The sequence below is a fragment of the Rhizobium sp. 11_C7_N12_5 genome, assembly GCF_051811145.1.
GTDB classification, from domain to species: Bacteria; Pseudomonadota; Alphaproteobacteria; order Rhizobiales; family Rhizobiaceae; genus Rhizobium; species Rhizobium lusitanum.
This window is the reverse complement of record NZ_JBPWPY010000002.1, coordinates 1,008,903-1,035,647: the sequence shown is the minus strand read 5'-3', so window position 1 is coordinate 1,035,647 and position 26,745 is coordinate 1,008,903. Positions and strand designations below refer to the sequence as shown.

The 26,745-nt window shown below is 58.9% G+C and carries 21 protein-coding genes and 1 pseudogene; 8 read left to right on the top strand and 14 right to left on the bottom strand.

Annotation, left to right across the window (positions count from 1 at the left end):
• Positions 1-58 precede the first annotated feature (58 nt).
• The 3 genes from AB8B29_RS23825 to AB8B29_RS23815 all read left to right on the top strand — a co-directional run bounded on the left by AB8B29_RS23825 (position 59) and on the right by AB8B29_RS23815 (position 8,335).
• Positions 59-5,548, top strand: a complete 5,490-nt coding sequence (locus AB8B29_RS23825) for an AAA family ATPase (RefSeq protein WP_439006729.1) — start codon at positions 59-61, stop codon at positions 5,546-5,548.
• Between the two features lie 141 nt (positions 5,549-5,689).
• Positions 5,690-6,568, top strand: a complete 879-nt coding sequence (locus tag AB8B29_RS23820) for an MBL fold metallo-hydrolase (protein ID WP_047561935.1) — start codon at positions 5,690-5,692, stop codon at positions 6,566-6,568.
• Positions 6,569-7,192: 624 nt separating this feature from the next.
• A complete protein-coding gene (locus tag AB8B29_RS23815; protein ID WP_047561932.1) occupies positions 7,193-8,335 on the top strand; it encodes a GSU2403 family nucleotidyltransferase fold protein in 1,143 nt (380 codons plus the stop codon).
• 362 nt (positions 8,336-8,697) lie between these two features.
• Here AB8B29_RS23815 and AB8B29_RS23810 read toward each other — a convergent pair whose 3' ends face one another.
• Positions 8,698-9,336: an alpha/beta family hydrolase gene (locus AB8B29_RS23810; RefSeq protein ID WP_173412295.1), complete on the bottom strand. Its 639-nt coding sequence runs from the start codon at positions 9,334-9,336 to the stop codon at positions 8,698-8,700.
• Between the two features lie 253 nt (positions 9,337-9,589).
• On the opposite strand from AB8B29_RS23810, the gene AB8B29_RS23805 reads away from it, so the two are divergent.
• Positions 9,590-9,904, top strand: coding sequence for a hypothetical protein (locus tag AB8B29_RS23805; protein ID WP_156143711.1), 315 nt, complete (start codon positions 9,590-9,592; stop codon positions 9,902-9,904).
• A gap of 20 nt (positions 9,905-9,924) precedes the next feature.
• Here the strand turns inward: AB8B29_RS23805 and AB8B29_RS23800 are convergent.
• A pseudogene (locus tag AB8B29_RS23800) lies at positions 9,925-10,937 on the bottom strand (IS30 family transposase).
• A 323-nt stretch (positions 10,938-11,260) separates the two neighbouring features.
• On the opposite strand from AB8B29_RS23800, the gene AB8B29_RS23795 reads away from it, so the two are divergent.
• On the top strand, positions 11,261-11,413 hold the full coding sequence (locus AB8B29_RS23795; protein ID WP_376774287.1) for a DUF1127 domain-containing protein: 153 nt from the start codon (positions 11,261-11,263) through the stop codon (positions 11,411-11,413).
• Between the two features lie 125 nt (positions 11,414-11,538).
• Here the strand turns inward: AB8B29_RS23795 and AB8B29_RS23790 are convergent, their stop codons facing one another.
• Complete coding sequence (locus AB8B29_RS23790; RefSeq protein ID WP_113102418.1) at positions 11,539-12,540, bottom strand: sensor domain-containing diguanylate cyclase; 1,002 nt, start codon at positions 12,538-12,540, stop codon at positions 11,539-11,541.
• Between the two features lie 521 nt (positions 12,541-13,061).
• On the bottom strand, positions 13,062-13,895 hold the full coding sequence (locus tag AB8B29_RS23785; RefSeq protein WP_047640492.1) for a TIM barrel protein: 834 nt from the start codon (positions 13,893-13,895) through the stop codon (positions 13,062-13,064).
• Positions 13,896-14,185: 290 nt separating this feature from the next.
• Between AB8B29_RS23785 and AB8B29_RS23780 the strand changes: the two genes are divergently transcribed.
• From AB8B29_RS23780 to AB8B29_RS23770, 3 genes are all read left to right on the top strand, one after another.
• Entirely contained in the window at positions 14,186-15,220 is a 1,035-nt protein-coding gene (locus AB8B29_RS23780; RefSeq protein ID WP_047640493.1) for a sterol desaturase family protein, read from the top strand.
• A gap of 504 nt (positions 15,221-15,724) precedes the next feature.
• Complete coding sequence (locus AB8B29_RS23775; protein ID WP_037200259.1) at positions 15,725-16,042, top strand: MocE family 2Fe-2S type ferredoxin; 318 nt, start codon at positions 15,725-15,727, stop codon at positions 16,040-16,042.
• The gene (locus AB8B29_RS23770; protein WP_047640494.1) at positions 16,039-17,280 is read left to right on the top strand and encodes an FAD-dependent oxidoreductase; all 1,242 of its coding nucleotides are present in this window, start codon (positions 16,039-16,041) and stop codon (positions 17,278-17,280) included. The genes AB8B29_RS23775 and AB8B29_RS23770 overlap by 4 nt, the downstream gene beginning before the upstream one ends.
• 23 nt (positions 17,281-17,303) lie before the next feature.
• Here the strand turns inward: AB8B29_RS23770 and AB8B29_RS23765 are convergent, their stop codons facing one another.
• The 10 genes from AB8B29_RS23765 to AB8B29_RS23720 all read right to left on the bottom strand — a co-directional run bounded on the left by AB8B29_RS23765 (position 17,304) and on the right by AB8B29_RS23720 (position 26,461).
• Positions 17,304-18,383, bottom strand: a complete 1,080-nt coding sequence (locus AB8B29_RS23765) for an ABC transporter ATP-binding protein (RefSeq protein WP_047640495.1) — start codon at positions 18,381-18,383, stop codon at positions 17,304-17,306.
• A complete protein-coding gene (locus AB8B29_RS23760) occupies positions 18,380-19,180 on the bottom strand; it encodes an ABC transporter permease (protein ID WP_037200255.1) in 801 nt (266 codons plus the stop codon). The genes AB8B29_RS23765 and AB8B29_RS23760 overlap by 4 nt, the downstream gene beginning before the upstream one ends.
• A gap of 1 nt (position 19,181) precedes the next feature.
• Positions 19,182-20,054 carry an ABC transporter permease gene (locus AB8B29_RS23755; protein ID WP_113102419.1) on the bottom strand — a complete coding sequence of 291 codons (873 nt, stop codon included), beginning with the start codon at positions 20,052-20,054 and terminating at the stop codon, positions 19,182-19,184.
• Between the two features lie 117 nt (positions 20,055-20,171).
• Entirely contained in the window at positions 20,172-21,182 is a 1,011-nt protein-coding gene (locus tag AB8B29_RS23750) for a polyamine ABC transporter substrate-binding protein (protein ID WP_113102420.1), read from the bottom strand.
• A 56-nt stretch (positions 21,183-21,238) separates the two neighbouring features.
• Positions 21,239-21,553, bottom strand: coding sequence for an NIPSNAP family protein (locus AB8B29_RS23745; RefSeq protein WP_037200251.1), 315 nt, complete (start codon positions 21,551-21,553; stop codon positions 21,239-21,241).
• 5 nt (positions 21,554-21,558) lie between these two features.
• Positions 21,559-23,022 carry an aldehyde dehydrogenase gene (locus AB8B29_RS23740; protein ID WP_047640496.1) on the bottom strand — a complete coding sequence of 488 codons (1,464 nt, stop codon included), beginning with the start codon at positions 23,020-23,022 and terminating at the stop codon, positions 21,559-21,561.
• A 5-nt stretch (positions 23,023-23,027) separates the two neighbouring features.
• Complete coding sequence (locus AB8B29_RS23735) at positions 23,028-24,068, bottom strand: LLM class flavin-dependent oxidoreductase (RefSeq protein WP_037200249.1); 1,041 nt, start codon at positions 24,066-24,068, stop codon at positions 23,028-23,030.
• Positions 24,065-25,000: a flavin reductase family protein gene (locus AB8B29_RS23730; protein ID WP_037200248.1), complete on the bottom strand. Its 936-nt coding sequence runs from the start codon at positions 24,998-25,000 to the stop codon at positions 24,065-24,067. Before AB8B29_RS23730 ends, AB8B29_RS23735 begins: the two co-directional genes overlap by 4 nt.
• Positions 24,997-25,833: an alpha/beta fold hydrolase gene (locus AB8B29_RS23725; RefSeq protein WP_439006728.1), complete on the bottom strand. Its 837-nt coding sequence runs from the start codon at positions 25,831-25,833 to the stop codon at positions 24,997-24,999. The genes AB8B29_RS23730 and AB8B29_RS23725 overlap by 4 nt, the downstream gene beginning before the upstream one ends.
• Before the next feature lie 25 nt (positions 25,834-25,858).
• Positions 25,859-26,461 (bottom strand): amino acid synthesis family protein, encoded by a 603-nt coding sequence (locus AB8B29_RS23720; RefSeq protein ID WP_439006727.1) that lies wholly within the window; start codon positions 26,459-26,461, stop codon positions 25,859-25,861.
• Positions 26,462-26,745: the final 284 nt, after the last annotated feature.

Here is a 26,745-nt window from a genome sequence, read left to right as displayed (position 1 = left end):
CCGTCGAATGTTCTAGTATCGCGCGCCGGCTCGAAGCAAGGCCGATCGGAGCATCGTGATGGACATGTCTCGATACCAGCGCCAGCTTCTCCTGGAGGACGACAGCTTCGTTCTTTACCGCGGCATCTCCGAGGATGGAAACACCTCCGTCCTTATGAAGGCTTCGGTTTCGGCCGATTCCTCACATGGGGGACTACAGCGCTTCGAAGCCGAAATGTCTCTTGCAGATCGGCTCGATCTCGGCTGGGCGGCGAAACCGCTCGCACTCGAAAGTCACGACGGACAGGCGTTCCTCCTGCTAACGGATGGCGGCGGCATGCCGTTGAGCAACTCCAAGGGAGAGGCCTTCGACACCGGTTTTTTCCTTTCCTTCGCGATCAATGTCACCACCGCCCTGAGGAAAGTCCACGCTCGAGGGCTCGTCCACGGGGATCTCAGACCTGCCAACGTGCTCACCGACGCCTCTGGTAAGGTATGGCTCACCGGCTTCGGCAAGGCGGTACCAGTTGGGACCGTGAGCGAAGCATCGGGAGGTTTCCAAAGCGGCCATCTGAATTCGCTGCCCTACATCGCCCCTGAGCAGACAGGCCGGATAAAGCGGTCGGTGGACCCCCGTAGCGATCTGTACGCCCTTGGCGCGGTGTTCTACGAGACGCTCACGGGGGAGCTGCCGTTCGTAGCCGTCGATGCAATGGAATGGGTTCATTCGCACGTCGCGCGGCGGCCGATCCCTCTGCGCCAGCGAAACGAGGTCATCCCACCCGTCCTCGAGCGCATCGTCCTGAAGCTCCTCGCCAAAAGGCCGGAGGACCGATATCAGAGCGCGGCGGGTCTCGAAGCCGATCTCCAGCGATGCCTCGGCAGCTGGAACTCGACCGGTCGCATCGAAGAGTTTGAAGTGGCCTCCGGTGACGCTGCAGACCGTCTTCGAGTCCCTGAAGGACTATATGGTCGGGCACGTCAGACGGGCGCCATCCGGGCGGCTTTCGATCGTGTAAGATCGCAAGGCGCGACCGTGGTCGTGCTGGTTTCCGGTCCGGCAGGGGTCGGAAAATCGTCCGTCGTGCATGAGCTGCGAAATTCGCTGGCGCAGACGGGCAGCCTGTTCGCATCCGGCCAATTCGACCAGTACACGCGCGACATTCCATATGCGACGGTCGCGCAGGCGTTCCGAGGTCTTGTCCGTCAGATCCTCAGTTTCGGCGACGCCGACCTGGAGCGCTGGCGGAAGGAGCTCTCCGAAGCCTTGGGGCCGAATGGTCGGCTGATGATCAACCTTGTTCCGGAACTCGTCCTGATCATCGGCGAGCAGTCGCCGGCCCCCGATCTTCAGCCTCACGAGGCCAAAGCCAGGTTCCACCTCGTCTTCCGGCGGTTCCTTGCGGTCTTCGCACGTCCGGAACGACCGTTGGCGTTGTTCATCGACGATGTCCAGTGGCTCGACTCTGCCACTATCGAGCTCGTCGAAACGATCACTCTCGATCCAGAGGTGAGAAATCTGCTTCTCATCTGCGCCTATCGCGACGACGAGGTTCCGCTGCAACATCCGTTCAGTGCGACGCGGAACGCAATGCGGGAGAGCCTGGGCAAACTTGAAGAATTGAGGCTCGGTCCGTTGACGCCCCTGGACCTCCAGCATCTACTGTCCGACATGCTGCGATCGGACGCCCGCTCCGTCGGGCCTTTGGCAAGACTTGTGGTCGACAAGACGGAAGGCAATCCTTTCTTCGTGCTGCAGTTCTTGTCCTCCATGGAGGAGGAAGGGCTGGTCGTGTTCAATGCCGGCGAGGGCAGGTGGCGATGGGACGTCGACCGTATTCAAAACACGCGCATCACCGGCAACGTGGCCGAGCTTGTGGCGTCTAAACTAATCCGCCTCCCTCATCTGACGCTGGAGGCCGTCAAGCTCCTCGCCTGTCTCGGAAGCGGGGCTTCGCTGGCGACTTTGAACATCGTATCCGGCAAGGCCAAAAGACAGATCGTCGCGATCCTCTGGGAGGCAGTTCAAGCCAGGTTCCTGCTGCGTGTCGACGACGGTTTCGTCTTCGCTCACGACAGGGTGCAGGAAGCAGCCTACCTGTTGGTGACGGCAACCGACAGGCCGGTCGCCCATGTCCAGATCGGGCGGGCGTTGATGTCGAACCTGACCCCAGCGGGTGTCCGAGAGCACATATTTGAGGTGATCGATCAATTCGGCCGAGGACTTGGACAGGTCACCTCGGACGGCGAACGCGAGCAGGTGGCCGAACTCTTCCTGGAAGCCGGGATCTGCGCAAAAACGTCCGTCGCCTACCCGTCGGCGCTGAGGTATTTCCGGACAGGTCTGGGACTTCTGAAACCGTCGCACTGGGAAACGCGCTATGACCTCATATTCGCACTCGAACTCCAACGAGCGGAATGCGAGTACCTAACCGGCGATCACGCAGTCGCCGAAGACCATCTTCTCGAATTGTCTCTGCGTGCCAGAAACCTCGTTGACGGCGCGGCGGTGGTGCGCCTCCGGTCGTCGCTTTATGTTACGCTCGGAGATCAGGCGAAGGCGGTCGACGTCGCTCTCGTCTATCTTCGCGACTTTGGCATTGAGTGGTCTCCCCATCCGACCGAACAAGAGCTGCAGGCGGCGATCGAGGCGTTGCGCGGGCTGCTTGCGGACCGTCCGATCGAAGATCTCGCAGACCTCCCAAGAATGACCGACCCCGACTGGCTCGCCGCGATGGATGTCCTCGCATACACGATCCTTCCGGCCATCTTGACCGACGGCAATCTCGAAGACCTCATATATACACAGATGGTCTCGCTAAGCCTGCAGCACGGCAATTGCGACGCCTCCTGTTATGCCTACGTGTCTATCATGGTGGCGCTGGGGCTTCGTTTCGGCGATTACGATTCCGGCGGCCGCTTCGGCGATGTGGGCCTAGCTCTGGTCGACAAGCACGGGATGGACCGCTTCAAGACGCGGACCTACACCTGCTACGCCTGCTTCGTCGTTCCCTGGACAAAATCTCTTCGCATATCGGAAAAATTCAGCAGGAAAGCCATCCAGGTGGGTGTCGCGGCGGGCGATCTAGTCTTTGTCGTTACGACCGCCCAAATGCTGGTTTCGCATCTATTGGTCGCAGGCGCCGACTTGGCACTGGTGGAGGAGGAGGCCGAACGGTTCCTGGCGTCAGCACAAAGGACGGGGTTCAGCCTTGCCGCGGACTCAGCGATCGGCCAGCTACTTCTTATTCGCGAGCTGCGCGGTCGAGGCGGTCCGGAGACGCCGGGTGGCTCGGTGCTTCCTGAGAAGGCGTGCTACCAGCAACATCTGCAGGACGCTGGCGCGCAACTCGTCCTTCCGCTCGCATGGTTTTGGATCCAACAGATGCAGGCGCGATATGTTGCGGGCGACTACCCTTCGTCGATCGAGGCGGAGAGCGAAGCTCGTGCCGTCGCTCTGGCCACCAGGTCTTTCATCGACATTGCCGAATACCATTTCTACGCCGCGCTTATCCATGCGGCCGTCTGCGAGGCCGCAGCAGGCGAGGATCAGCGAGAGCACTTCGAGGCGATAAGGCGGCACCAGAAACAGATCGAGACATGGGCCGATAGCGGGCCGGAGAACCATGGCAACCGCCGCGCGCTTGTCGCTGCAGAAGTCGCACGTCTCGAAAACCGCGAGATCGAAGCCCTCGGGCTTTATGAAGAAGCCGTTCGCTCGGCGAGGCAGTACGGCTTCATTCAAAACGAAGCCATGGCGAACGAACTGGCGTCGCGGTTCTGCGAGGAACGTGGCCTGAAGACGAGCGCGATCGCATTCCTGCGGAACGCGCGGTCCTGCTATCTGGCATGGGGCGCTCATGGAAAGGTCCAGCAGCTCGATCAGGCAAATCCAGGTCTCAACCCGGACGTCAACGGGAAAAGGATGACGCCTGGCTTCGAGGTGCAGCACCTTGATATGGCCGCCGTACTGACGATGTCTCAGGCCGTATCCGGCGAGATCGTTCTCGACCGCCTCGTCGAACGTCTGATGATCAATGTCGTTGAACACTCCGGTGCGGTCCGCGGACTGCTGTTCCTTCCGAAAGGAGCCGAGATGAGTATCGTCGCCGAAGCGCTCACCGATGACGAGGGCGTTTCGGTCAGGTTCGAGGGGTTCGAGAGGAAGCTACCGGAAACGATCCTCAGCTACGTGACCAGAACACAGGAAGTCGTACTTCTCGACGACGCCCGGAGCGCCGAGCTGTTTTCAGCGGATCCCTACGTCGAAGAGACAGGTTCAAGTTCGATCCTCTGCCTTCCGCTGGTGAAGCAGAAGCAACTGGTCGGAGTGCTCTATCTCGAAAACGACCTGTCGTCCCATCTGTTCACCCAGGGCCAGGTGGCCGTCCTTCAGCTCCTTGCCTCCCAGGCGGCAATTTCGCTCGAAAACGCCGCGTTGTATCGCGAGGCGCAACAAACCCAGGAGCAGGCCCGACTCGTGGCCGAGGAACTTCGCCTTTCGTACGATATGATCCCGGCATTGGCATGGCACATCAGTCCCGAAGGCCTCAATCCAGTGTTCAATAAGCAATGGCACGACTATACCGGAATGACTCCGGCGTGGGCCCGAGAAGCGTGGATAGAGTCATTCCATCCAGAAGACCGAGAAAAGGCGTTCCAGAAATGGACCGAGTGTCTCGAGACAGGAAATGCTGGCGAGGCAGAGCTACGACTTATTCGACACGACGGTGTTTCTCGCTCTTTTCTCGTGCGGGTAAGGCCTGTGCGGGACGAAGGTGGGACAATCCTAAAGTGGGTCGGCACGAGCACGGATATCGACGATCTCAAGAGGATCGAGGAGGCTCAGGAACTGTTGGCCCGTGCGGGACGACTGACGGCGTTGGGCGAGCTCACCGCGTCGATCGCGCATGAGGTCAACCAGCCTTTGATGGCGATCGTGATGAACGCAGCGACCTGTCTGCGCTGGCTAACCGACGACCAGATCGATGTCGAGGAGGCCCGGCTGGCAGTCGAGCGTATCATCCGGGACGGGCATCGCGCCGGAGACGTGATTACGAGCATCCGCGCGCTGGCGAGGAAGTCGCCGTTGACCATGGAGGAGGTCGATATCAACTCGTTGATCGAAGATGTCCTCCTTCTAACCCGCGGCGAACTACAGCGGCACGGGATCACCCTCGACAAGGAGCTGGATGCAGGTTCCGGATCGGCGGTTGGAGACCGAATCCAATTGCAACAGGTCGTCCTGAATTTGATCCTCAATGCGGTCGAAGCGGTCGCTTCGACAAAAGGGAAGCCTCGTCGACTTCGGGTGCGTTCGGAAAATTCGGGCGGCGGGAAGATCATGGTGACGATCGCCGACAGCGGACCCGGCGTCGACGCTTCAAAAGTGGATCAAGTTTTCGACGCGTTCTTCACCACGAAGCCGGAAGGTCTCGGTATGGGACTTTCCATCTGCCGCTCGATCATCGAGGCACATGGAGGTCGGCTGTGGACTACTCCCAACGAGCCCGATGGGAGCGCGTTTTCGTTTACGCTGGTGGCAGCGGGCCTCTTGCATCCCCGTTGAGAATGACTGCGGCCCGATTGGCAGCGACGTTTCCTAACCAGAACTCACAGGAAAACACTCGCGCCTCGATGAGAGAGAGGCGGCAAACCCCCAAAACCATTTGCCGCATCCTGCATCCGATACTCGACCAAGGAGACCGAGATGACCAGAGATAACGAGAAACTTCCACCCGGTGTCCTCGCTGGTGGCTTCCACAAACTAAAGCACGGTCTCTTCGACGTCACTATTCTCAGCGACGGATTCATCACCCTGCCATCTAGTATCCTGGCGCCTGACGGCACTCCAGAAGAGACGAGCAGCATTCTCGGCCGGCTTGGTGGAGACACAGACAGCGCCCCCCTTCAAACGAACATTCCACTCATCCGCCGGGGAAGCGATTTGATCCTAATTGACACCGGAGCAGGCGCAAACTTCCAATCCAGCGACGGCCGGCTCGCGGATAATCTGTCGTTGATCGGAGTCGATCCAGCATCGATCACAAAGGTCGTCTTCACTCACGTTCATCCCGACCACTCCGGCGGGACCACGAAGGACGACGGGTTTCTCCTATTTCCAAACGCGCAGTATTACGTCAACGACGCCGAGTGGTCGTTCTGGACGGATCCCGACTACGAAAGGAAGATGCCGGATGTGCTCCATGACTTCGCGCGCGGCGCCCAGCGCGACTTATTTGCGGTCAAGGATAAACTGACGATGGTAAGACCGGGGGATGAGATCGTTTCGGGAATGAAGGTGGTCAGTACGCGAGGGCATACGCCGGGGCACATATCGTTGGAGTTGTCTGGGGACGGGAACCTGTTGATCGCGGGTGACGTCATTCCGAACAACATCATTTCCTTTGAGAACCCCCGGTGGCACTTTGGATTCGATACCGAGCCAGAAGTCGCGCTGACCAATAGAGCCGCGTTGTTGGACAAGGCCGCAACAGAGAAGCTGCGGATACTCGGATACCATTGGACATATCCGGGCGTCGGTTATGTCGAGCGGAACGGTTCGGCCTATCGGTTCGTCAGGGGTTAGAACATCAAAGGATGGCTAAGGGCTCGCTGGGTCGCGCGCGATGACACTCATGTCGTCCTTGTCAAAAACGCGCTCGCAATGCGTAAGGAGGTCCAGATCGCCTCGCGCCGAGCCTATTGACTCCCTACGACTTGTTCTCTATTTGTTCCAATGTGAGACAGCACCTGCGAATATCCACGATACGGTAACCACCTCGCGCCTCTCCGCCAGCGGCAACGGTTTTCTCGTATCGTGAATTTCTCAGATGTTCGACAAGACTCTCGCCAATAAGGCATACCTCGACGCAGTCTTTCGGCAAGCCTCGAAAAAGAAGTTCCTCCCAAAAGCGACTGTTCGGTGCCCGGCCGATCCTGTGTTCCGAACACAGCTTGCACGCGATCTCGCTTGCCTGCTCGACGTGGACGACAACGTCGCCGCTCTGCTTCGGCGTCGTTGTCAACCTCTTCGCCAAACTCAAGGACTGGCTGTGCCACAAACAGTGAGGCGGAAGAGAGTTGACCGCTGTATAGGACAGATATTTGAAAAAGTTTTCAAACGACCAATATAATTCCGCTTGCTAGTCATTTGGCAAATGACTAGCAATAGGTTTGCTAAACATTTGCCAAATGACTAGCAAGGAATGACATGCGACCTCTTGCACCTTCGTTGAACATCGCATTTGCGGATCTCGTTGAAAACGCACATGAGAAAGCATTCAACGCCCACTTTCCCGCAAATGGGACATTTCATAAACTGAAGCGCGTGGGGAAGGAGTATTGGTATCACATCATGCGCGACCCGACTGCACCTAGCGGCAGACGAACGAGCTACGCCGGGTTGGTCGGCGATCCTGATGTAGACGCGCTTGTCGAACGACATGGCCACGAACATGCACGTCACAAACTGCAGAAGGAGGCAGCCTCTATGCTGCGCCGATCGGGCCTTCCGGTACCCGATCCCATGGAAGGAAAACTGGCGCAGGCATTCCAGAAAGCCGGCCTGTTTCAAGCCGGCGCGATTCTCGTTGGATCAGTGGCATACCAGGCCTACGGCGGGATTCTTGGTGTCAAATTGAGTGGTGACCTCCACCGCACGCAGGACATCGACCTTGCCCAAGACCGCGAAATCGCGCTTCACGTGAGCCACACGGGCCAAATGCTGGAGGATTTTCAGGATATTCTCAAATCGGTCGATGCGTCGTTCGCGCCAAAGCTCAATCCTAGCTATCCGACCACTGAGCCGACGCGCTACGAGAACGCCAGCAACTACAAGGTTGACCTCCTGACGGCTCACAAGAACTCAGACCGCGACCGTAGAGCGCCAGTATCGATTTCGATTATGCCGGGCGCAGCTCTTCAGCCACTCGATCTGATGGAGTTCCTTATCAAAAAACCGATCCGTTCTGCACTCCTATATGAAGACGGTGTGGCTGTCGTAGTGCCCGATCCAGTTAGGTATGCCCTCCACAAGGTGACCATCAGCCAGATGCGAGGTCTATCGGGTGAGTCGGGAAAGGATAGCAAGGACCGCATGCAGGCCGCAGAACTGGTAAGGGCCATCGAACATGCCGGCCGCACCAGCGAACTCGCAGAGGCTTGGTCAGAATTATGGCGCGACAAGCCGAAGCAACAGAACTTCGTGCTGCGCGGAATCCTATCGCTGCCCGACGACGCTGTTGACATCATCGCGCGCAGCGCCATTCGATACGGAGAGGAACCGTTTCGCGACGGTGAACCACCCACGGCCACACTTCAGCGTCTCATTCGCAAGAAAACCAAGGACGGTTAGGACGGCCATGGCGCATATTTCAGTCGTTAACGTCCTCCCCATTTAGGAATGGTAGCCGGTTTTGTCGACTGGCAAGTGCGCTCGAACAGATGTTCCTTCGGTCAGGCCCAGTTGATGGCGTAAGAGGTTACCGATCTTGTGGCACTTGCTCCATAATGCCGGATATTTGCGACAGGAAGTATTCCACATCTAGGTCAGGGTCGGGCTGAGGGCCTAATCTCCCGGCTTTCATTGCCCGGATTAGCCGAGCAAGTCGCGCCGCCTTCGTCAAAGTTGCACGGACATAGTCTTGTCGCTGATCGTTTGCCGCAACGGTTATGGCTGCCTGCGAATTGGGTGAAATGCGAATACGGTGGCGTTGACTAATGCAACGCCGCCGCCCAGCGAACCACGTGAGTGGCAACGGTTGCGACTTGATCGACAACCGTGATCCCGGACACAGCCTTTCGTGGACGGAAGTCATGGTCTCCGTCTTCAAGCCAGAGAATTTCGATCTTGTCGGAGAGCTTGTAGCTGGAAACTTCCTCCCGCGATCCGAAGAGGTCCCGAGTTCCCTGACAGATTAAGGAAGGCGTCTTCATCTCCTCGAGATGAGCGGTCCGCAGGCTTTCAGGCTTCCCAATCGGATGGAACGGATATCCAAGGCAGAGCAGCCCGGAGATCTTTCTCGCATCGCGAATGTCGTCCGCGATCATGCTCGCCACGCGGCCACCCATCGATTTACCCGCGATGACGATCGTTTCCTCCAAACCGAGTTCGTCGATCACGGCTTCGAATTCATGCTTGAGGACTTCTGCGCGGGGCGGTGGCGCCCGCTTTCCTGAAAATCGTCGCGCCGCCATGTAATCGAACTCGAACCGGACGATCCGCAGGCCTTTATCGGACAGCGCTGCAGACATGGTTTCCATCCACGTCGTGTCCATCGCACCACCCGCCCCATGCGCGAGGACGATATTGATCTTGGCGTCTTCGGGGCCGGTGACGAGGAAATCATGAGGCATTCGGGGTTCTCCTGGTTGGTGACATCACAATTTGCAGGATAAAGGCCGCCGCCGACCGTACCGCTGCCGACCGATCGAATTCGACCTGTCGAGCATACTCTGGCTTCGCCGTCGAGCACCAACAGTCCACGTAGTTGAAGGCCTTCTCCTCGTCGGCCTCGAAAAATCCGATATCCCAGCGGGAAGCTCAATTGAAATCAAGATCGATGGAAAGGCATCGATCGTCTGAGGCGCTAGATTGCTCGACACTAGCATGTCTGAACCCGATGGTCTGGATCGCCGTGGAGGCCCCGGCACAGTCGGTCACGCTCTGGACGGACGCCGTTCACGTCATCGGCGGATTCTTGCCGTTCTTATTCCGGCGCAGCGAAAACTCAAATTTGTGATGGTCAAGACTATACGCGGTGGCTGTTCTGCGGTGACCGAGGGGAGGGAGTCCAGTCAAGATTCTCAGTTATCTCATTCTTGCTTCGCTATCGGCTCGAACTCGCTCAGTTTGGCCCGTTCTACCTTCATTTTTTCAGCAGAAACAGGACACTTTAACTTTGCGGTGCTGGTTCCAGATTGAATGCAACGCCGTTCGGAAATCTACATGCTTTGGCGTTCCATAGCCAATAAATGCCGACTGAAGATCTCCTTCGGTGTCTGGAACCCCAGGCACTTGCGTGGCGTGTCGTTGAGCCGGTTGCACAGAGAGCGGATCTCCTGATTGCTCACATCCAACACGACGGTCTCCGGCGGAAGGTAGCGCCTGACGCGCTTATTGGTGTTCTCGACTGTCCCTTTCTGCCATGCGCTTGCGGGTCACAGAACCAGGCTGTCGTTCCCATTCCAATCTCCAGTTCGCGCCAGGAGACGAATTCCAATCCTCTGTCGAATGTCAGGCTTTGCCGCGCTTGCGCGGGCAGGGGTGCCAGCTGACGGATCAACTGGCTCATGATCGGCTTCGAGCGTCGGTCATTGTTGCGGAACAGAACCGTGTAACGGCTCTTGCGCTCAACGACGGTGGCGATATTAGCGGCGCCATGCTCTTTCCTGAAGATCATCAGATCCGCTTCCCAGTGGCCGAATTCGCTGCGGGAATTGATGACATCGGGTCTGTTTCGAATGGCGCATTCGATTGGAAAAACGAGACTTCTCGGCTTGCGCGCATATCTTGGCCGTCGTTTCCTGCGCCGCTCCGGCAAGTGCCGCGCGAGTTGCTGATCACGACCTTCCGGAGAATAGACATACTGATAGATCGTCTCATGGCTCAGTTTGGCAGACGAACCGCTGACAAGCCTCAGACGCCCGGAAATCTGTTCCGGCGACCAGCCGTCCTTCAGCCGATCGATGACCGCAGTGCACAGTTGTGGATCGCGCACCAGCTTTCGATAACGACGCCGGCGGCTCTCAGCCATCTGATGCGCCGTCACATGCCAGTAGCCTTGCGCGATTGGAACGTCGCGATCATGCCAGAAATTCCGTCGCAGCTCGCGGCAGATTGTCGAGCGATCACGACGAAGGGTGCGGGCGATCTCCGCCTGGCTGATCTTCTTCTCATGCATCCGCGCAATGACGCGACGTTCGTCCATACTCAACTGCACAAAAGAGCGGGCCATTCCATCCTCCTCAAATCATGGCCATTATTGTCTTCGTTGCATTTGAAATTGGAATCTGCCCCGGCTACAGTCAAAGATCAGATAATCTATCTTATGGAACTAAATTCGATACCGGCTTTGTGCCGCTTTTGCGGCTCTTCGTCATGCCAGTACGTTCATAGAGGCGCGGATGGCCAACACAACTCCATTCTGCCGCCCTAGCGTTTCTTTATAGCGAAAGCGGGCAACGATGCGAGTCTTGCAAAGACGGCATGCCTCATGTGCAGGCGTATGCATTTTATTTGGGCTAAGAACTGACTATCTGGCAGGCATAGTCAGAGGAGATGACGATGAGAGTGTTTGATAGAATTAAGCGGTTCGCTGAAAATCGCCGAGCCATCCGCGAGCTCGGAACGTTGGACGATCATGTTCTCAATGATCTCGGCTTATCGCGTTCGCATATCCGTTCGGCCGTCTTGGGCAACTCCCGTTCCTAAGTTTGCACGGCGCTGTTACGTTGTTTCGAAATGATGTGTTGGGAAAGCTGATGGTCCCCTCAAAACCAAAACTGCTGCATCGGCAGAAGCAGAGAGTCTAGCTGCCTATAAAGTAGCTGGAAGCATCAACTTCCGCCCGCCGTCACTTCAGAACAGATCTTACTGTCCAAGGTTGCTTCAGCGCTCTCCAACGCCGGTCGCGAAGGTGACATGATCCGGAAACCGTTCCTGCCTGCCGATTTTACCTCGTATAAGACACGGTCCGCTTTCGCAAATATGTCTTTGGGCGATTGACCAGGTAGGATTATGGCAGCTCCAACGGACGCAGCGATCCGAATGTTCTGCGTTGGAGTTGAGATCGTCCAATTCATGCCTTTTACAACCCGGGCCGCGATCTTTGCGAGATCTTCGACCGATGAACATGGATGGATGACAGCAAATTCATCCCCGCCTATGCGAGCGATCATGTCAGCCTGAGGTGCCGCCCGCGAGAGCCTGCGGCTTGCAACTTTGAGGCACTCGTCCCCGGCCTGATGCCCGAAAGTATCATTTACCGACTTAAAACCGTCGAGATCCGCCAAGAGCAAGGCTCGCGCCCCTTGGCCCTCGGCTCCGCATATCTCACTAAGGAAGGTTTCAAACCTGGTCCGGGAACTCAATCCGGTGAGCGCATCGCGTTCCGCCAAGTGACGAAGCTGCTCGACCACAGCCTTCTCGGCAGTGATGTCCTGTTTCACCCCGAATATTCTTGCGGCAGTGCCGTTCGCAAACTCGACACAAGCGGTTATTCTTATCCATCGGTTGTTACCTTTTGCGGTAACTATCTGAGCGTCCAGGGTAAAGCCTTCACCTGTGCGAATTGCCCTATCGCGGGCCTCGTTAAGCAGCTTGCGGGTTTCTGGCGTGTAGAGTTTGACGATTTCGTCCCGCGCCAATGGCGCTTGCGGAACAAGATCAAAGAATTCATAGACCGTATCCGTCCAACTTAGCGTTTGATCCGGCAAGCTGCATTCCCATACACCTATCCGAGCCGCCTTGAACGAGCGATCAAACAGCTCCCGCAAACGTATGAACTCCTCGGAGCCGATCGCGTGAGGCTGCGGTATTTCATATACATTGCAAGACATTTGGCTCCCTCGCCAGCTGAACGAAGATTGTTGCCAGTTTCATCAATATGCCCCAGACCACCATCCCAAACAGAGGATTACACATATTGCTTGCGTTCGGGTTTCTAAAATACGGACCGCACGAATTTCGTTCAATCAAGAATCGCATTCAAGCCCCCGTTCCGAAACTAATCTACAACCCGGCAGATCGCGACGCCCGCGCTCAAAGCGCGGCCAGGCTTTCGCCTGACACAATCAACCAAGACATTCGTTTGGAAATTTCGGAGCACTGGACATCGGTATTCGAACCGAAGAACAAACTCCCGCGCGGATTCATGACAATCCAGTTTCGCTTGACGCACAGACGAAGCAACTGGGCCGGTACTCAATGTGTGAAAATCGAACGCCTTGAGAGGGCTCTAACCGGCAATACTTCCTCTCCAGTGCATGCTTGCGACGAAAACCGGTGTCGTTTGCAGCAGAATTCTAGCGGGTGATCTGATCTGGAATGCAGAATATCGCAGGTATTCCGCCCGAAATTATCAGCCGGCCGTTCTGGTCCAGAGGTCGCGTGCCTCCTGCATGAGCATCAGGGATTCCGCCCACCGATCGGTCGTGTCCTCCCCGTCCCTCCCCGTGATCGCATAGGGTTTTGGCCCCAGCTCGCAAGTAAAGGCGAGAGTGTCGTTGCTGCCGGCGCGCTTTCGCCAGCTTCTGAAGCCGTATTCCCACCAGCCGAGGAAGAGATCGACCCAGGGCCGATGATGCGCAAAGGAGATTTCGATCTGGACCTGCTCGCGCGAGGCGACCCGGCCGTGAAAGGCCCATGAATTGTCGAGTATCTGATGGATGAGCGCATGATTTTCATCCGATACCGGCCAGGCGAATTCCCGGCCGACGAGGAAATGCGAGATATCGCCCAGCAGCCGCAAATCCGGCAGGCGATCGAGCAGATCGAGCATGAAGAACAGATCGGTGGTCATCCGGTCGCGATGCGTCTCGATGAGGACGTCGATGCCGGCCTCCTCCCCAAGACGTTGCCAACCCTCGAGCAGGGGGACGCAATCCTCCAGGCGGCGCAATCGCACATCGGGTTGCAGACAGATGTGATGCACATTGTATTCGGCGGCGATCTCGAGCGCTGGCTTAAGATCGTCGATGGTCTTGGGAAAGCATTGTCCTTCCGCCTGCAAACCGTGCTGCTTGAGCAGCCCTGCGACCCGGCGAACATAACTGCGGTCGTACCAATGGGTGCTGATGCCGTCGAAGCCGGCGACGGCGATCCTCTCCAGGTTCTCTTCGAGAGTCTGCTCCGGATAAACAGCGCTGCGTCGTTCCATGGCCCAGAGCGACTGAAAGATGAGCATGTTCTGCATGATGCCTCCCGTACCAGTGGACTGCACAGATCATGAATTCGCTGTCTTTGCGAGACCGTTCGGTGATGGGTTTTGATCATCGCTGCGTTTCATTGCAAAGCGGATGCATTTACGCGCCGGCAGTCACCGGCATGATGGTTTTTCATCAAAATACTCTCGGAAGCCAACCGGCTCCATTAGCCCGCCCGGAGCTGCCGGCCGTGATCAATTCTCATCAAATCTCTGCTGTCGTTCCGCACCTGTGTCGGAGACATTGAATGCATGATTTCGGGCAATTGGGAGGCAACACCATGGACGACACACTTTACGGCACGCGCGACAAGCGAGGAGACTGGAAACCCAACAAGCTCCTCAAATATCCGCCGGTTTTCGTTTGGCCGGCTCAGCCCATGGCCTTCCTGAAATGGTTCTTCGGCTATCCTGGCTATCTGATGCCCTGGAATACCGTCTATGCGATCGTCGGCACGCTGCTATGGCTCTATGCCACGCCCTCGATGGAAACGATGAAGACCTTCGCGCCGGGTTGGATTGCCTATCTTCTCCTTCGCAACGCCGCCCTCGTCTTCCTGTTCTTCGGCGCCTTTCATCTGCGCCTGTACATGCAAAAGAAGCAGGGAACGACCTTCAAATATAACGCCAAGTGGCCGTCGACGGGCAATTCCGCATTTCTCTTCGGCAATCAGACCGTCGACAACGTGATCTGGACATTCGCAAGTGCCGTGCCGATCTGGACAGCCTTCGAAGTCCTGACCCTTTGGGCTTTCGCCAACGGCATCATTCCCTATGTCGATTTTGCCGAACATCCGGTCTATTGCGTAGCGATCATGCTGCTGATCCCGGCATTCCGCGATCTGCATTTCTACCTCGTTCACCGCCTGATCCACTGGCCGCCACTCTATCATGCCGTTCACAAGCTGCATCACAACAACGTCAATCCCGGGCCATGGTCGGGTCTGGCGATGCATCCCATCGAGCATCTCCTCTATTTCTCCGGCGTGCTCATCCATTGGATCGTGCCCTCCAGTCCGATCCATGTCCTCTTCCATCTGACGCATACAGCTCTTGCGCCAGCGCCGGGCCATGCAGGGTTCGACAAGATCGTGATCGCGGACGACACCGCCATCGACACGCATGCTTACGACCACTACCTGCATCATAAGTTCTTCGAGTGCAATTACGCCGACGGCGTCATCCCGCTCGACAAATGGTTCGGCACCTTCCACGACGGCTCGAAGGAGGCAGAGGACCGCATGAACAAGCGTTTCATGGAGCGGGCGAAGAAATATGCCGACAAGCAGGCGCGTCGTTCAGGGTCGGCGAACTAGGCCGAGCCCGGCCGGAATAGTCAGGCCGGGCAACGACCTCAAGGACTTGCCAAGAGCGTGGTGTGCTCCATATGCGACATTAGGTTCTCCCCCCGCCGCCGATCCTCAGGTCGTCGATGGCGGGAAATGCCGGAGCCTGCTGGCCCTCCTTTCGCAGGCTCCGGCATGACCAATCATGTCAGCCAAGATAAGGCTCTGGACCAGCCGCTTGGCCGCCGGCACTACCTTCTCAACCGCCTGCGGTTTGACGCTTCCCCTTTCGTTGAAAACGCGCGACGGCCACAAGGCCGACCAAGCGAGGTTTCTTCATTCTGCTTCTCCTTGATGAAAAATGATCATGATCGGCGTGGAATGTGAAGGATTATATCCCGCATGATCGAAATTGCTTGGGGGAGGAGAAAGCTGAGCGCGATCAAGGTTCAAGGCCGGAATGTTCCTCCAGCGAGACGATATCTTTTGTGCATGGCGGCAAGCCGCCGACGGACAGCAACGAGGAGGCAGAAAATGACGACATGGATCGATGCGTGTGCAGCCGAGGAGATCGATCAGGAGGACGTCGTCCGCTTCGATCACGCCGGGCGAACCTTTGCGATCTATCGAAGCCCGGATGACGAATATTTCGCGACCGATGGGCTTTGCACCCATGAAAAGATCCACCTGGCCGAGGGGCTTGTCATGGACGACACCATCGAATGTCCAAAGCACAACGGCCGTTTCAGCTATAAGACCGGCGAGGCTCGCGGCGCGCCGGTCTGCGTCGGCCTGAAAACCTATCCAGTGAAGCTGGAGGGCGATCGCGTCATGATCGGGATCGGAGCATGAGCAACGATGCGGGCATCATCATCGTCGGCGCGGGCGAATGCGGCGCGCGCGCCGCTCTGAGCTTGCGAGAAACCGGCTACCCGCATGCCATTACCCTCATTGGCGACGAGGCTCACCTCCCCTATGAGCGGCCGCCGCTTTCCAAGCAGATGCTGCTCGCCGAGGCAACACCGCAGGCGCCGACCGTTCTCAACGATATCATGTTGGGCGAACGGGCGATCCGGCATATCGGCAGCGCGTCGGCAAGCGCTATCGACGCCACCGGCAAGCAGGTGATCCTGTCGGACGGCCGTGAGTTGGCCTATGACAGATTGTTGTTGACGACGGGCGCGGCGCCCAGGCGATTGCCGAATGTGCGAGCCAATGCGCGCATACTCTATCTCAGGACGATCAACGACGCGCTTGCGCTTCGCCCCTGGATCAGCGCCGACATGCATGTGGCGGTGCTCGGAGGAGGCTTCATTGGTCTGGAGGTCGCCGCATCGGCGCGCAACCGTGGCGCAAGGGTCACGGTAATCGAATCCCAAGAGCGCATTCTCAAGCGCGGCGTACCCGAACAGATCGCGGAGACGATCAGTTCGCTGCATCGTCGCAACGGGGTCGTGGTGAAATGCGGCCTAACGGTCAGCGAGATCGACGCAGACGACCGGCGCGTGAGTATCAGTCTGGCCGATGGGACCGAGGTGACCGCGGATGTGCTCGTGGTCGGCATCGGCGCGCAGCCGCGCACCGAGCTCGCCGCACAGGCGGGCATAGCCGTCGACAACGGGATCTCGGTCAACGAGCGCCTCGAGACTTCGGTGGCGGATATCTATGCTGCGGGCGACTGCTGCTCGTTTCCGCACCCGCTGTATGGGGGACGCCGGCTTCGTCTGGAGGCGTGGCGCAATGCGCAGGATCAGGGCATTCTTGCCGCGGCGAACTTGGCGGGCGCTGCGCGTGGCTATGATGCCGTTCCCTATTTCTGGTCCGATCAGTTCGATCATACCCTGCAGATCGCTGGACTTGTCGATGAAGGACGCACCGTAGTCCGAAGAGACCTGGGCGATGGCGCCTTCATCCTGTTCCATCTCGATGACGGGCAGAGACTGGTCGCCGCAAGCGGCGTGGGTTACGGCAATAGGGTCGCCAGGGACATGAAGTTGAGCGAGATGCTGATTGCAAGGCAGGTCGTGCCGCCGCTCGATGCGCTGGCGGCCGACGCTAACCTGAAATCTTTGTTGCCAAGAGCGGCGTAAAAGGCCGCTGCTGTTTACCAACTCTAGCAAAAGACGTGAGCAGCGCCCGGGTCGAATTCCAGATTGACATGATCACCACGGCTGAGGCCCGAGATGGCCTCATGCCCGAAAGGCAAGCGAACGGACAAGGTCTCGTTGGCTGAAATCTGTGTCGTCACGTGCACGTTGTTGCCAAGAAAGGTTATGTCGTTGACGGTGGCGTTGAGGCCCTTGCCCGCCCCGTTGCTGCGCCCGAGCCGGATGCGCTCGGGCCTCAGCATCAGCGCGGCCTTGCGGCCGGTGGCCGCCTGGCCATGGACCGGGATGCGCTCGAAGATCGCCTTGTCGCCGAGTGAAATGGTCGCCTGTCCATTGTCCGATGACAACAGATGACAGGAGATGAAATCGCTGTCACCGATGAATTCGGCGACGAAGCGGGTGCGCGGATTGGCGTAGAGTTCCGGCCCGGTGCCGATCTGGTCGATCACGCCCTTGGAGAACACGGCGATGCGATCGGAGAGCCGCAGCGCCTCTTCCTGATCGTGGGTCACGTAGAGGATCGTCACTTCGGTCTGCTGGTGGATCCGTCTTATCTCGTGCTGGATTTCCTCGCGAAGCTTCTTGTCGAGCGCCGACAGCGGTTCGTCCATCAGAAGCACCGGCGGATCATAGGCGAGCGCCCTGGCAAGCGCGACACGCTGCTGCTGACCGCCGGACATCTGTGCCGGCTTGCGATCCTCGAAGCCCTCGAGCCTGACGAGGCGCAGCATTTCCCTCACCCGGCTATCGACTTCGGCCTTCGACTTGCGGCGAACCTTCAGCGGAAAAGCGATATTTTCGCCCACGGTCAGATGCGGAAACAGTGTATAGCGCTGAAACACCATGCCGATATTGCGCTTGTGCGAAGGCGTCGACAGCAGCGTCCGTCCGTTCAGCAGGATGTCGCCCTTGGTGGGGTTCTCGAAGCCGGCCAATATGTAGAGCGTCGTGCTCTTGCCCGAGCCGGAAGGTCCGAGAAAGGTCAGGAATTCGCCGCGCCGGACGTCGAGATTGACATCGTGCACGGCGACGACCGGGCCGTACTCCTTGCGGATGCCTTTGATTTTCAGGAAGGATTCGCTCATGATTTCAAAACCTTGCGTACGATCGCGGCCAGCGCCATCAAAGTGACCGTCAACAGAATGAGAAGCGTGGAGGCGGCAGCCACGACCGGGGTGAGGTCCTGCCGCAGCGTCGTCCAGACCTTGACCGGCAATGTCTGCAACGTCGGGCTCGCCATGAAGATTGCCACGACCACCTCATCCCAGGATGTCAGGAACGAGAAGACTGCCGCGGAGAAGAGCCCGTGGCTTATGGCGGGCAGCGTTACCCTGATCTTTGCCTCGAGCGGCGAAGCACCGCAGAGCACCGCCGCATCCTCGATGGACTTGTCGAAGCCTTCGAGCGCGCTTGAGATGGACAGGATGGAAAAAGGCAAGGCCAGGACGAGGTGGGAAAGGACGAAGCCGATCAGGGTTCCCCCGAGCCCGATCCGTAGGAAGAAGGCATAGAGCGCAACGGCGAAGACGACGACCGGAAGGATCATCGGCGTCAGGAACAGCGCCTTCAGCGCATCGCGAAACAGGAACTTGCCGCGCACGAGGCCGAACGACGTCACGAGCCCGAGCACGACCGAAAGCACCGTGACGATCGCCGCGATCCTGAAGCTCGTCCAGGCGGACTCCAGCCATTGCGGATCGGAAAACAGCTCGCCGTACCAGCGCAGGGTCCAGCCCGGCGGCGGAAAGATCAACCATTGCGACGAGCCGAATGACAGTGCCGCGATGAACAGGATCGGTAGCAGCAGGAAGGCAGCTGTCAGAACAGTGATGGTGAGAAGCACATACTTCCACCAGCCGAGCTGGCCGAAATTCAGGAGCATCTCAGCGCCCTCCCGTATTCTGTACGCCGAACAGCCGCAGTTGGACGGCGTAGAGCGACAGCGTGACGACAAGCAGGACAAAGGCCGCCGCTCCGCCCATGCCCCAATTAACGAGGGATTGCACGAACTGGGCGATGAGTTCCGCCAGCATCATGTTCGCCGTGCCGCCGAGCAGCGACGGGGTGACGTAGTAGCCGAGCGACATGACGAAAACCATCAGCGCACCCGCCATCATGCCGGGAGCGGCTAAGGGGAGCAGAACACGGGTGAGGCATTGCCAGCGGCTCGCACCGCAGAGAGCAGCTGCCTGCAGCACCGCCGGGTCGATCTTCTTAATGACGCCGTAGAGCGGCAGGACGATGAAGGGCAGCATGATATAGGTCATGCCAATCGTGACGCCGGTCAGGTTGTTGACGAGCGCCAGGGGCTTGTCGATAAGCCCCATACCAACAAGCATCTTGTTGATCAGCCCCGTCCGCTGCAGCAGCACCATCCAGGCATAGGTACGGGCAAGCAGATTGGTCCACATCGACAGCAGCAGGATCGCAAATACCAGCGAGGCCAGTCTCGCAGGCATGATCGCCAGCGTCCAGGCGACGGGAAAGCCGATCAGCAACGATATGATGGTGACCAGACCGGAGACGATGAAGGTATTGGCGAAGATCTTCAGATAGGTCGCGGATCCGAGCAACTCGGCATAATTGCCAAGCCCGAGCGTCGGCTCCATCACGCTGCGCAGAAGAAGCGCTACGACCGGAAAGGCGAAAAAGATCGCGATGAAGATCAGTGCCGGCGCCACCTGTCCAAAGCCGGTAGGCCTCGCCGCCTTGCGCGTCGGTGCGGTCTCGTCCGCAACGTCCATATATGTCGACATGGCAATCCTTTCCCACCGTGGGCACCGCCAGGCAGCCATAGCCGCCATGCAGGCCCGCACCTCGTATTGCCGCACCGCGGACATCGGTCCGCGGTGCTGTTGACAGCTCCCTGGAGCTTACTGTGCCTGCCAGGCGTACCACTTCTTGCCGATGGCATCCCGGTTTTCGGCCCAGTAATTCATATCGGCATTGACCTGGCTGGCGGTCTGCTGGTCCGGCAAGGTCTTGGCCGTTTCCGGATCCATCAGCTTCGCCGAACCGACATTGATCGGGGCATATCCCGTCGCCTTCGCCATATCGGCCTGCGCTTGTGCGGACGTCGCAAGCGCGATGAACTTCATCGCCGCTTCCAGGTTCGGAGCGCCCTTGGGAATGACGAGGGAATCGGCTGCCGTGATGTTCTGGCTCCACGACGTCTCGGTCTTGACACCACTGGCGGCAAGCGCGGTCATGCGGCCGTTCCAAAGGCTACCGAACGGCGCTTCCGCCGATGCGACCAGCTGCTGCGACTGCGCGCCGCTCGACCACCAGACGATATCAGACTTGATCGTATCGAGCTTCTTGAAGGCGCGATCGAGATCGAGCGGATAGAGCTTGTCGGCGGGAACGCCGTCGGCCAGCAAGGCGGCTTCGATCACGCCGGGCGCCGACCACTTGTAGAAAGTGCGCTTGCCCGGAAACTTCTTCGTGTCGAAGAGATCGGCCCAGGTCTTCGGGCAGGCACTGACGGCATCCGCATTGCAGCCGATCACGAAGGAATAGTAAAAGCTGCCGACCGAATAGTCGCTGACGAAGCGCGGATCGAGCTTGGATTTGTCGATGACGGAGAAGTCCAGTTTCTCCAGCAGACCATTCTTGCCGGCCTGTGCGGCGTAATCGCCCTCGACGTCGACCACGTCCCAGGTCACGCGAGCCGCCTCGACCATGGCTTTCAGCTTGCCGTAATCCGTCGGGCCGTCCTGCATGACGCCGGTGCCGGTCTTTTCGGTGAATTGGTTCGCCCAGGCGACCTTCTGCGCATCCTGGGTCGTCCCTCCCCAGCTCGTGAAGACCATGGTATCGGCCTTGGCGGGCAGGCATGCGGCCATCATTGCGGCAAAGGCCGCGAGTGCAATTTTTGCTTTCATGTTCCCTTGTCCTTGTTTTTGCAGTCTTTCAGGTCATGCCTTATGCGGCTGCCCGCTCATCCCGCGGGAGAAAAGCTGGCCGGCTTCATAATCTTGTTTTCCGCCACCTCGATCAGATCGCGAATCCTGGGCAGGAAGGCTTGCCACTCGGGGTCGGCAGCCAGTCGCTGGCGCCGCGCCTCGCGGTCGTCGAGGCTCGCATAGGCCCAGATGTGGACGATCTCGTTGATCGTGCCGATCTCCGAATAGAAATAACCGACCAGATTGCCAAGATGGGCTTTCTGGATGGCAATCCCCTCCTCCCCGACGACCTTGAGATATTGCGGGATCGTGCCGTTCTTCAGCCTGTAGGTGCGGATCTCGTAGAACATCGGCGTCACCTCATGACGAAAGGATCGGGGATCGGATCATCTGACGTGCGCAGCCAGATGGTCTTGGTGCGCGTGTAGTCGAGCGCCGCCGCCAGCCCGCCTTCCCTGCCCTGCCCGGAAAGACCGAAGCCGCCGAAAGGCGCGATCGGCGATACCGCGCGATAGGTGTTGACCCAGACAACGCCGGCGCGAATGCCTTTCATCAGGCGATGGGCGCGGGTGAGATTCTGGGTGAAGACGCCGGAGGCCAGTCCATAGCGGGTGTCGTTGGCAAGCTTCAGCGCCTCGGCCTCGGTGTCGAAGGAGACGACGGAGAGAACCGGGCCGAAGAATTCCTCGGCGAGCGACGGCGAAGCGACGGCGTCGCAATCGAGGATCGTCGGCGGGAAATAATAGCCCTCGCCGTCTGGCCTCTGCCCGCCGGTGACGAGACGCGCGCCGCTCTGGACGGATTTTTCGACAAGGGCTGCCACATGATCCTGCTGCCGCTTCGTGGCGAGCGGGCCGGCTTCGGTCGCCATTTCGAGCGGCGAGCCGATGCGGATCGCTTCCGCCTTGCGCTTGAGAATGGACAGGAAAGCATCCTTGACGCTGCGCTCGACGATCAGGCGGGAACCGGCAACGCAGCTTTGTCCTGTTGCTGCGAAAATACCGGCAACCTGGGCATTGGCGGCGCTTTCAAGATCGGCATCGGCGAAGACGATGAAGGGCGATTTTCCGCCGAGCTCCAGGGATGTCGAGGCAAGGTTCTCGGCAGAGTTGCGCACGACATGGCGCGCCGTCTCCGGGCCGCCGGTAAAGGCAACGTGCGCGACTTTCGGATGCCTCCCGAGAGCCGCGCCGCAGGACGGGCCGAAACCGGTGATGATGTTGACGACGCCGGCCGGAAAGCCTGCTTCATGAACGAGACGGGCGAATTCCAGAAGCGGCGCCGGCCCATCCTCCGATGCCTTGACGACCATGGTGCAGCCGGCAGCCAATGCCGGGCCGATTTTGACGGCGGAAAGAAAGAGCTGGCTGTTCCACGGCACCATCATGGCGACGACGCCAATCGGCTCGCGGCGGAGCCAGACATCCATGTCGGGCTTGTCGATCGGCAGGTAGGATCCCTCGATCTTGTCGGCGAGCCCGGCATAGTAGCGATAGTAATCGGCGACATAGGCGATCTGCGCCGAAGTCTCGCGAATGATCTTGCCGGTATCACGGGTTTCCAGTTCGGCGAGCTTTTGGGCATTGGCCGCGACGAGATCGGCGAGCTTATAGAGCAGCTTGCCGCGCTGTGTCGCCGTGGTCTTGGCCCAGGGTCCGTCATAAAGCGCCGTTTCGGCGGCATCGACGGCGCGATCGACATCGCTTTCGCGCGCCTCCGGCATCTCGGCCCAGATCAGGCCGGTGGCCGGATCGACGCTTGGATAGCGGGCCTCCCCGTCCAGAAATTCGCCGTCGATATAATACTGGAAGCGCTGCATGGGGTTCACTCCGCAAATGCCGGCATGACCTCGGCGATGAAACGTTCGAGCGAGGCTTTCTTGCGCTCGAACGGCATGCCGGTGTCGATCCAGAAGGAATATTCGTCATAGCCCATCGCCTGGTAGGCCTTCAGCCGCGCAATCACCGTCGCGGCGTCGCCGACGACATTGTTGCTGCGCATGACCGCATCCGACAGCATGGCATTCGCGCGAATGTCCTCATCGGGAATGCGCTCGATCAGGCCCTGATGGACCGGCTTCTCGTTCTTGAACCAGGCGAAGAAGTAATTGTAGTAAACGCTGAGCTCGTGGGCGGCCTCAGCGATATCGGCTTCCGACGAGCCGACATAGGTGTGGCGTAGCAGCATGATCTTCGGCCTGTCGATATCAGGGTTCTTAGCGCAGGCGTCGTTGAAACGGCCCATCAGCGCCTCGACTTCGTCATCTCCTTGCCAGAGCGGCGTCACCTGAACGTTGCAGCCGTTGGCGACGGCAAATTCATGCGAGTTCGGATCGCGTGCGGCGACCCAGATCGGAGGATTGGGCTCCTGTAGCGGCTTCGGCGCCGAGGTGGTCGCGGGGAATTTGAAGAATTCGCCGTCGTGGGTATAGTCGCCCTTCCAGATGCCTTTGATCGCAGGGATCAGCTCGCGCATGCGCTGGCCGGCGCCCCAGGCGTCGAGACCCGGCAAAAGACGCTCATATTCGAAGGAATAGGCGCCGCGGGCGATGCCGATATCGAGCCTGCCGTCGCAGATGATGTCGGCCATGGCCGCTTCGCCGGCAAGCTTGATCGGATGCCAGAAAGGCGCGATCACCGTTCCCGTGCCTAGTCTCGCCCTCGACGTGCGGCGGGCCAGATCGGCGATCGTCACGAAAGGATTGGGAGCGATGGTGAAATCCATCCCGTGATGCTCGCCCGTCCAGATGGCGTGCATGCCGCCCTTGTCGGCAATTTCGCAGAGCGCGACGAACTCGTCGTAGAGGCTCTTATGGCTCTGGCTCGCATCGAGGCGCTCCATGTGAACGAAGAGAGAGAATTTCATGCTCGTGCCACCTTCGTCGAGACCGGGCGGACCGTACCGGAGGTCTCGTCTCCAAAATAAACGCCGAAATTGCCGATCTGGCTTTCCAGTGCGAAACGAGCGACGATATCGGCTGTCGCACTCGTCTTGAAGCGGGTTTTGGTCAAAGCGTCCGGCTTGAAGAACCTGCCCTCGCGCGGCTCGCCTTGCGACGTGAAGGCGCGGTAGACGATGTGATGCTTGCCATCGCTTTTGCCTTCATAGACCGAATAGAGAAAGCCGATCGTCACCGAAAGCCCGGTCAGCTCTTGCAGGTAGTCGCATAGAATTTCGGTCGGGCTCCCTTCCCTTCCCTCGCAGCTCGGCAGTGCGAAGATGTCTTCTCCGAGCAGCAGGATCTCGCCATCGCGCTCCAGAACGGCACCGAGCTCGATATTGCCCTCGGTTGCGGCCGAAACCGCCTTGCTCGCGAGGATCGGCGTGAAATAACCGCCGCGGGCATAGCCCAAACCGTTGCGGCCGCTGTTGTGGAAGGAGGCGATGCGTCCCATGAGGATGACATGGTCGCCGGCATCGATGACCTGCTCCATACCGCATTCGAACCAGGCGGCAACATCGGCAAGGATCGGACAGCCGTCGGCGGCGGCATTCCATTCGACAGTTGCGAACCTGTCTTCAACCGGACGCGCGAAGGTGTTGGAGATATCTTTCTGCGCTTCCGACAAAACATTGATAGCGAAATGCTTCGCGCTCGTCATGGTCGCGAAGTTGCGGGAGGTCTTTGCCAGGCAGACCAGAAGCAGCGGCGGATCGAGCGAGACCGAGGTGAAGGAGTTGGCCGTGAAGCCGATCGGCAGACCGGCGTGATCTTGCGCAGTCACGACCGTGACGCCGGTCGGAAATGCGCCGAAGGCGTCGCGCAGCGCCCTTGCATCGATATGTTGCGCCGTCATCTTGCGTCCTCCCCGCATGAAAGCCACTCGGCAAGCAATTCGTTGACGATCTCAGGTGCCGTCAGGTTCACCATATGGCGATGCCCTTCGACGATCCGGACCCAGCCTCTCGGGGCGGCAGCCGCCATCTGCTCGGCCATCTGCGGCGTCGAGTTGGGATCGTCCGAACCAGTCAGGAATAGTGCCGGCACCAGCACCTGCGGCCACCGATCGGCGTAGGTTTCGTCGCCGCCGGCAAATGCCGCATAGGCTGTCGCATATCCTTGCGGATCGACGAGGCCCAACCAGTTGCGGGTCAACTCCCGGGCGGTAGCACTTTGCGCATCGTCGCCGAACCAGCGCAGAAGCGGCCCTTCCTTGTCGACGCCGGTCACCGGGATTGCCGCTGCGCGTGCCAGGACCGCCGCCTTTGCTTCCGAATCACGGCGATAGACGCCGTTGAGATAGGCGACGCGCCTGATCCTCTCACCGAAGGTTGCCGCGGCACCACCGGCGACAAGCGCACCCATCGAATGCCCGGCAACATTGGCAGCGTCGAGCGCCATCTCATCAAGGAAGCCGCCGAACCAGTCGACGAAGGCTTCCAGGCGGCTGCCGGCAGGCAGCGATCTGCTTTCGCCATGGCCAGGCATGTCGACGGCGATGACGCGATGGCTCCCGGAAAAGGCAGCGATCTGCGGCAGCCAGGCTTCGAGGCGCATGCCGACGCCGTGAATGAGAACAAGGGGCTCGCCTATGCCCACCTCGTGGTAGGCCGTCCCGCCTGCCGTGATCTTACGCGGCAATCCTTCTGCCTCGGGGACATTGGCTTTGCTCTGCGCTATGGTGTCCATCGTCGACATCTCCGCGTCCAATCCGTCAGACGCCGGCAGGATTTGAGACGTCCTGCCCCAGGTCCTTGAGGTCCTGATAGCGGTCGCCGATACGATGATGCGGCCGGCCGCCGACGGAAGCGCCGAGTGCGACGACAATCTCGTCGGCAGCGGGAGCATCGGCGATCGACGTCTGGATCGTCAGATAATGCGAGCGGCGCCCTTCGTCGTTCTTGTCCATCAGCGGGATCATGATCGGCGCGTTGGCCGGGCCACGCGTATTGCAGAAGGCGAGATAGGACTTGGCGCCGACGGCATGGCGATAATGGTTGCCGAAACGCAGCGTATGGATCAGTGCAGACGCATGTTCGATCTCGCCGTCTAGGCCGACCACTGCCGATTTTCCATAGGCTTCGACGGCCTCGCCCGATCCGACCGCCTCGATGATCATGCTGGTGAGCAATTCACCGAGAACCGGCGCTGCGGCATGGATCTCGGGCTTCAGATCCTCGACAAAGCCGCGACCGGCCCAGGGGTTCTTCACGATCGCACAGGCCGAAAAGAGCTTCAGAGGCGCTGGCGCTGCTTTGCCCCCTTCAACCAAGGTGGTTTCGATCTGCAGGACGGTTTTACGGATTTGAAAGGTCATGGCTCCGCTCGTTTTTCTAGGTTATGTATGATGGTATGCCATAATACAAAACTGTCAAGCGGCTTCGCGCAAACGAGCGGAAAACTTAAGTGAACAGAGAGAAAATGTAATTATAACAGATGCTTATTCATCAAAGCGAAAGTGATTGATCATGGCATGCTAGCCATCATCTTCATGCCAATATTCTGGGTGAGCCTGCAGGCTGCGACTGCATTCCCAGTTTTTTTGATGTTCCAATTTTGTATTATTGATTATGGCATACCGTCACATCGAATGCCGCGGAG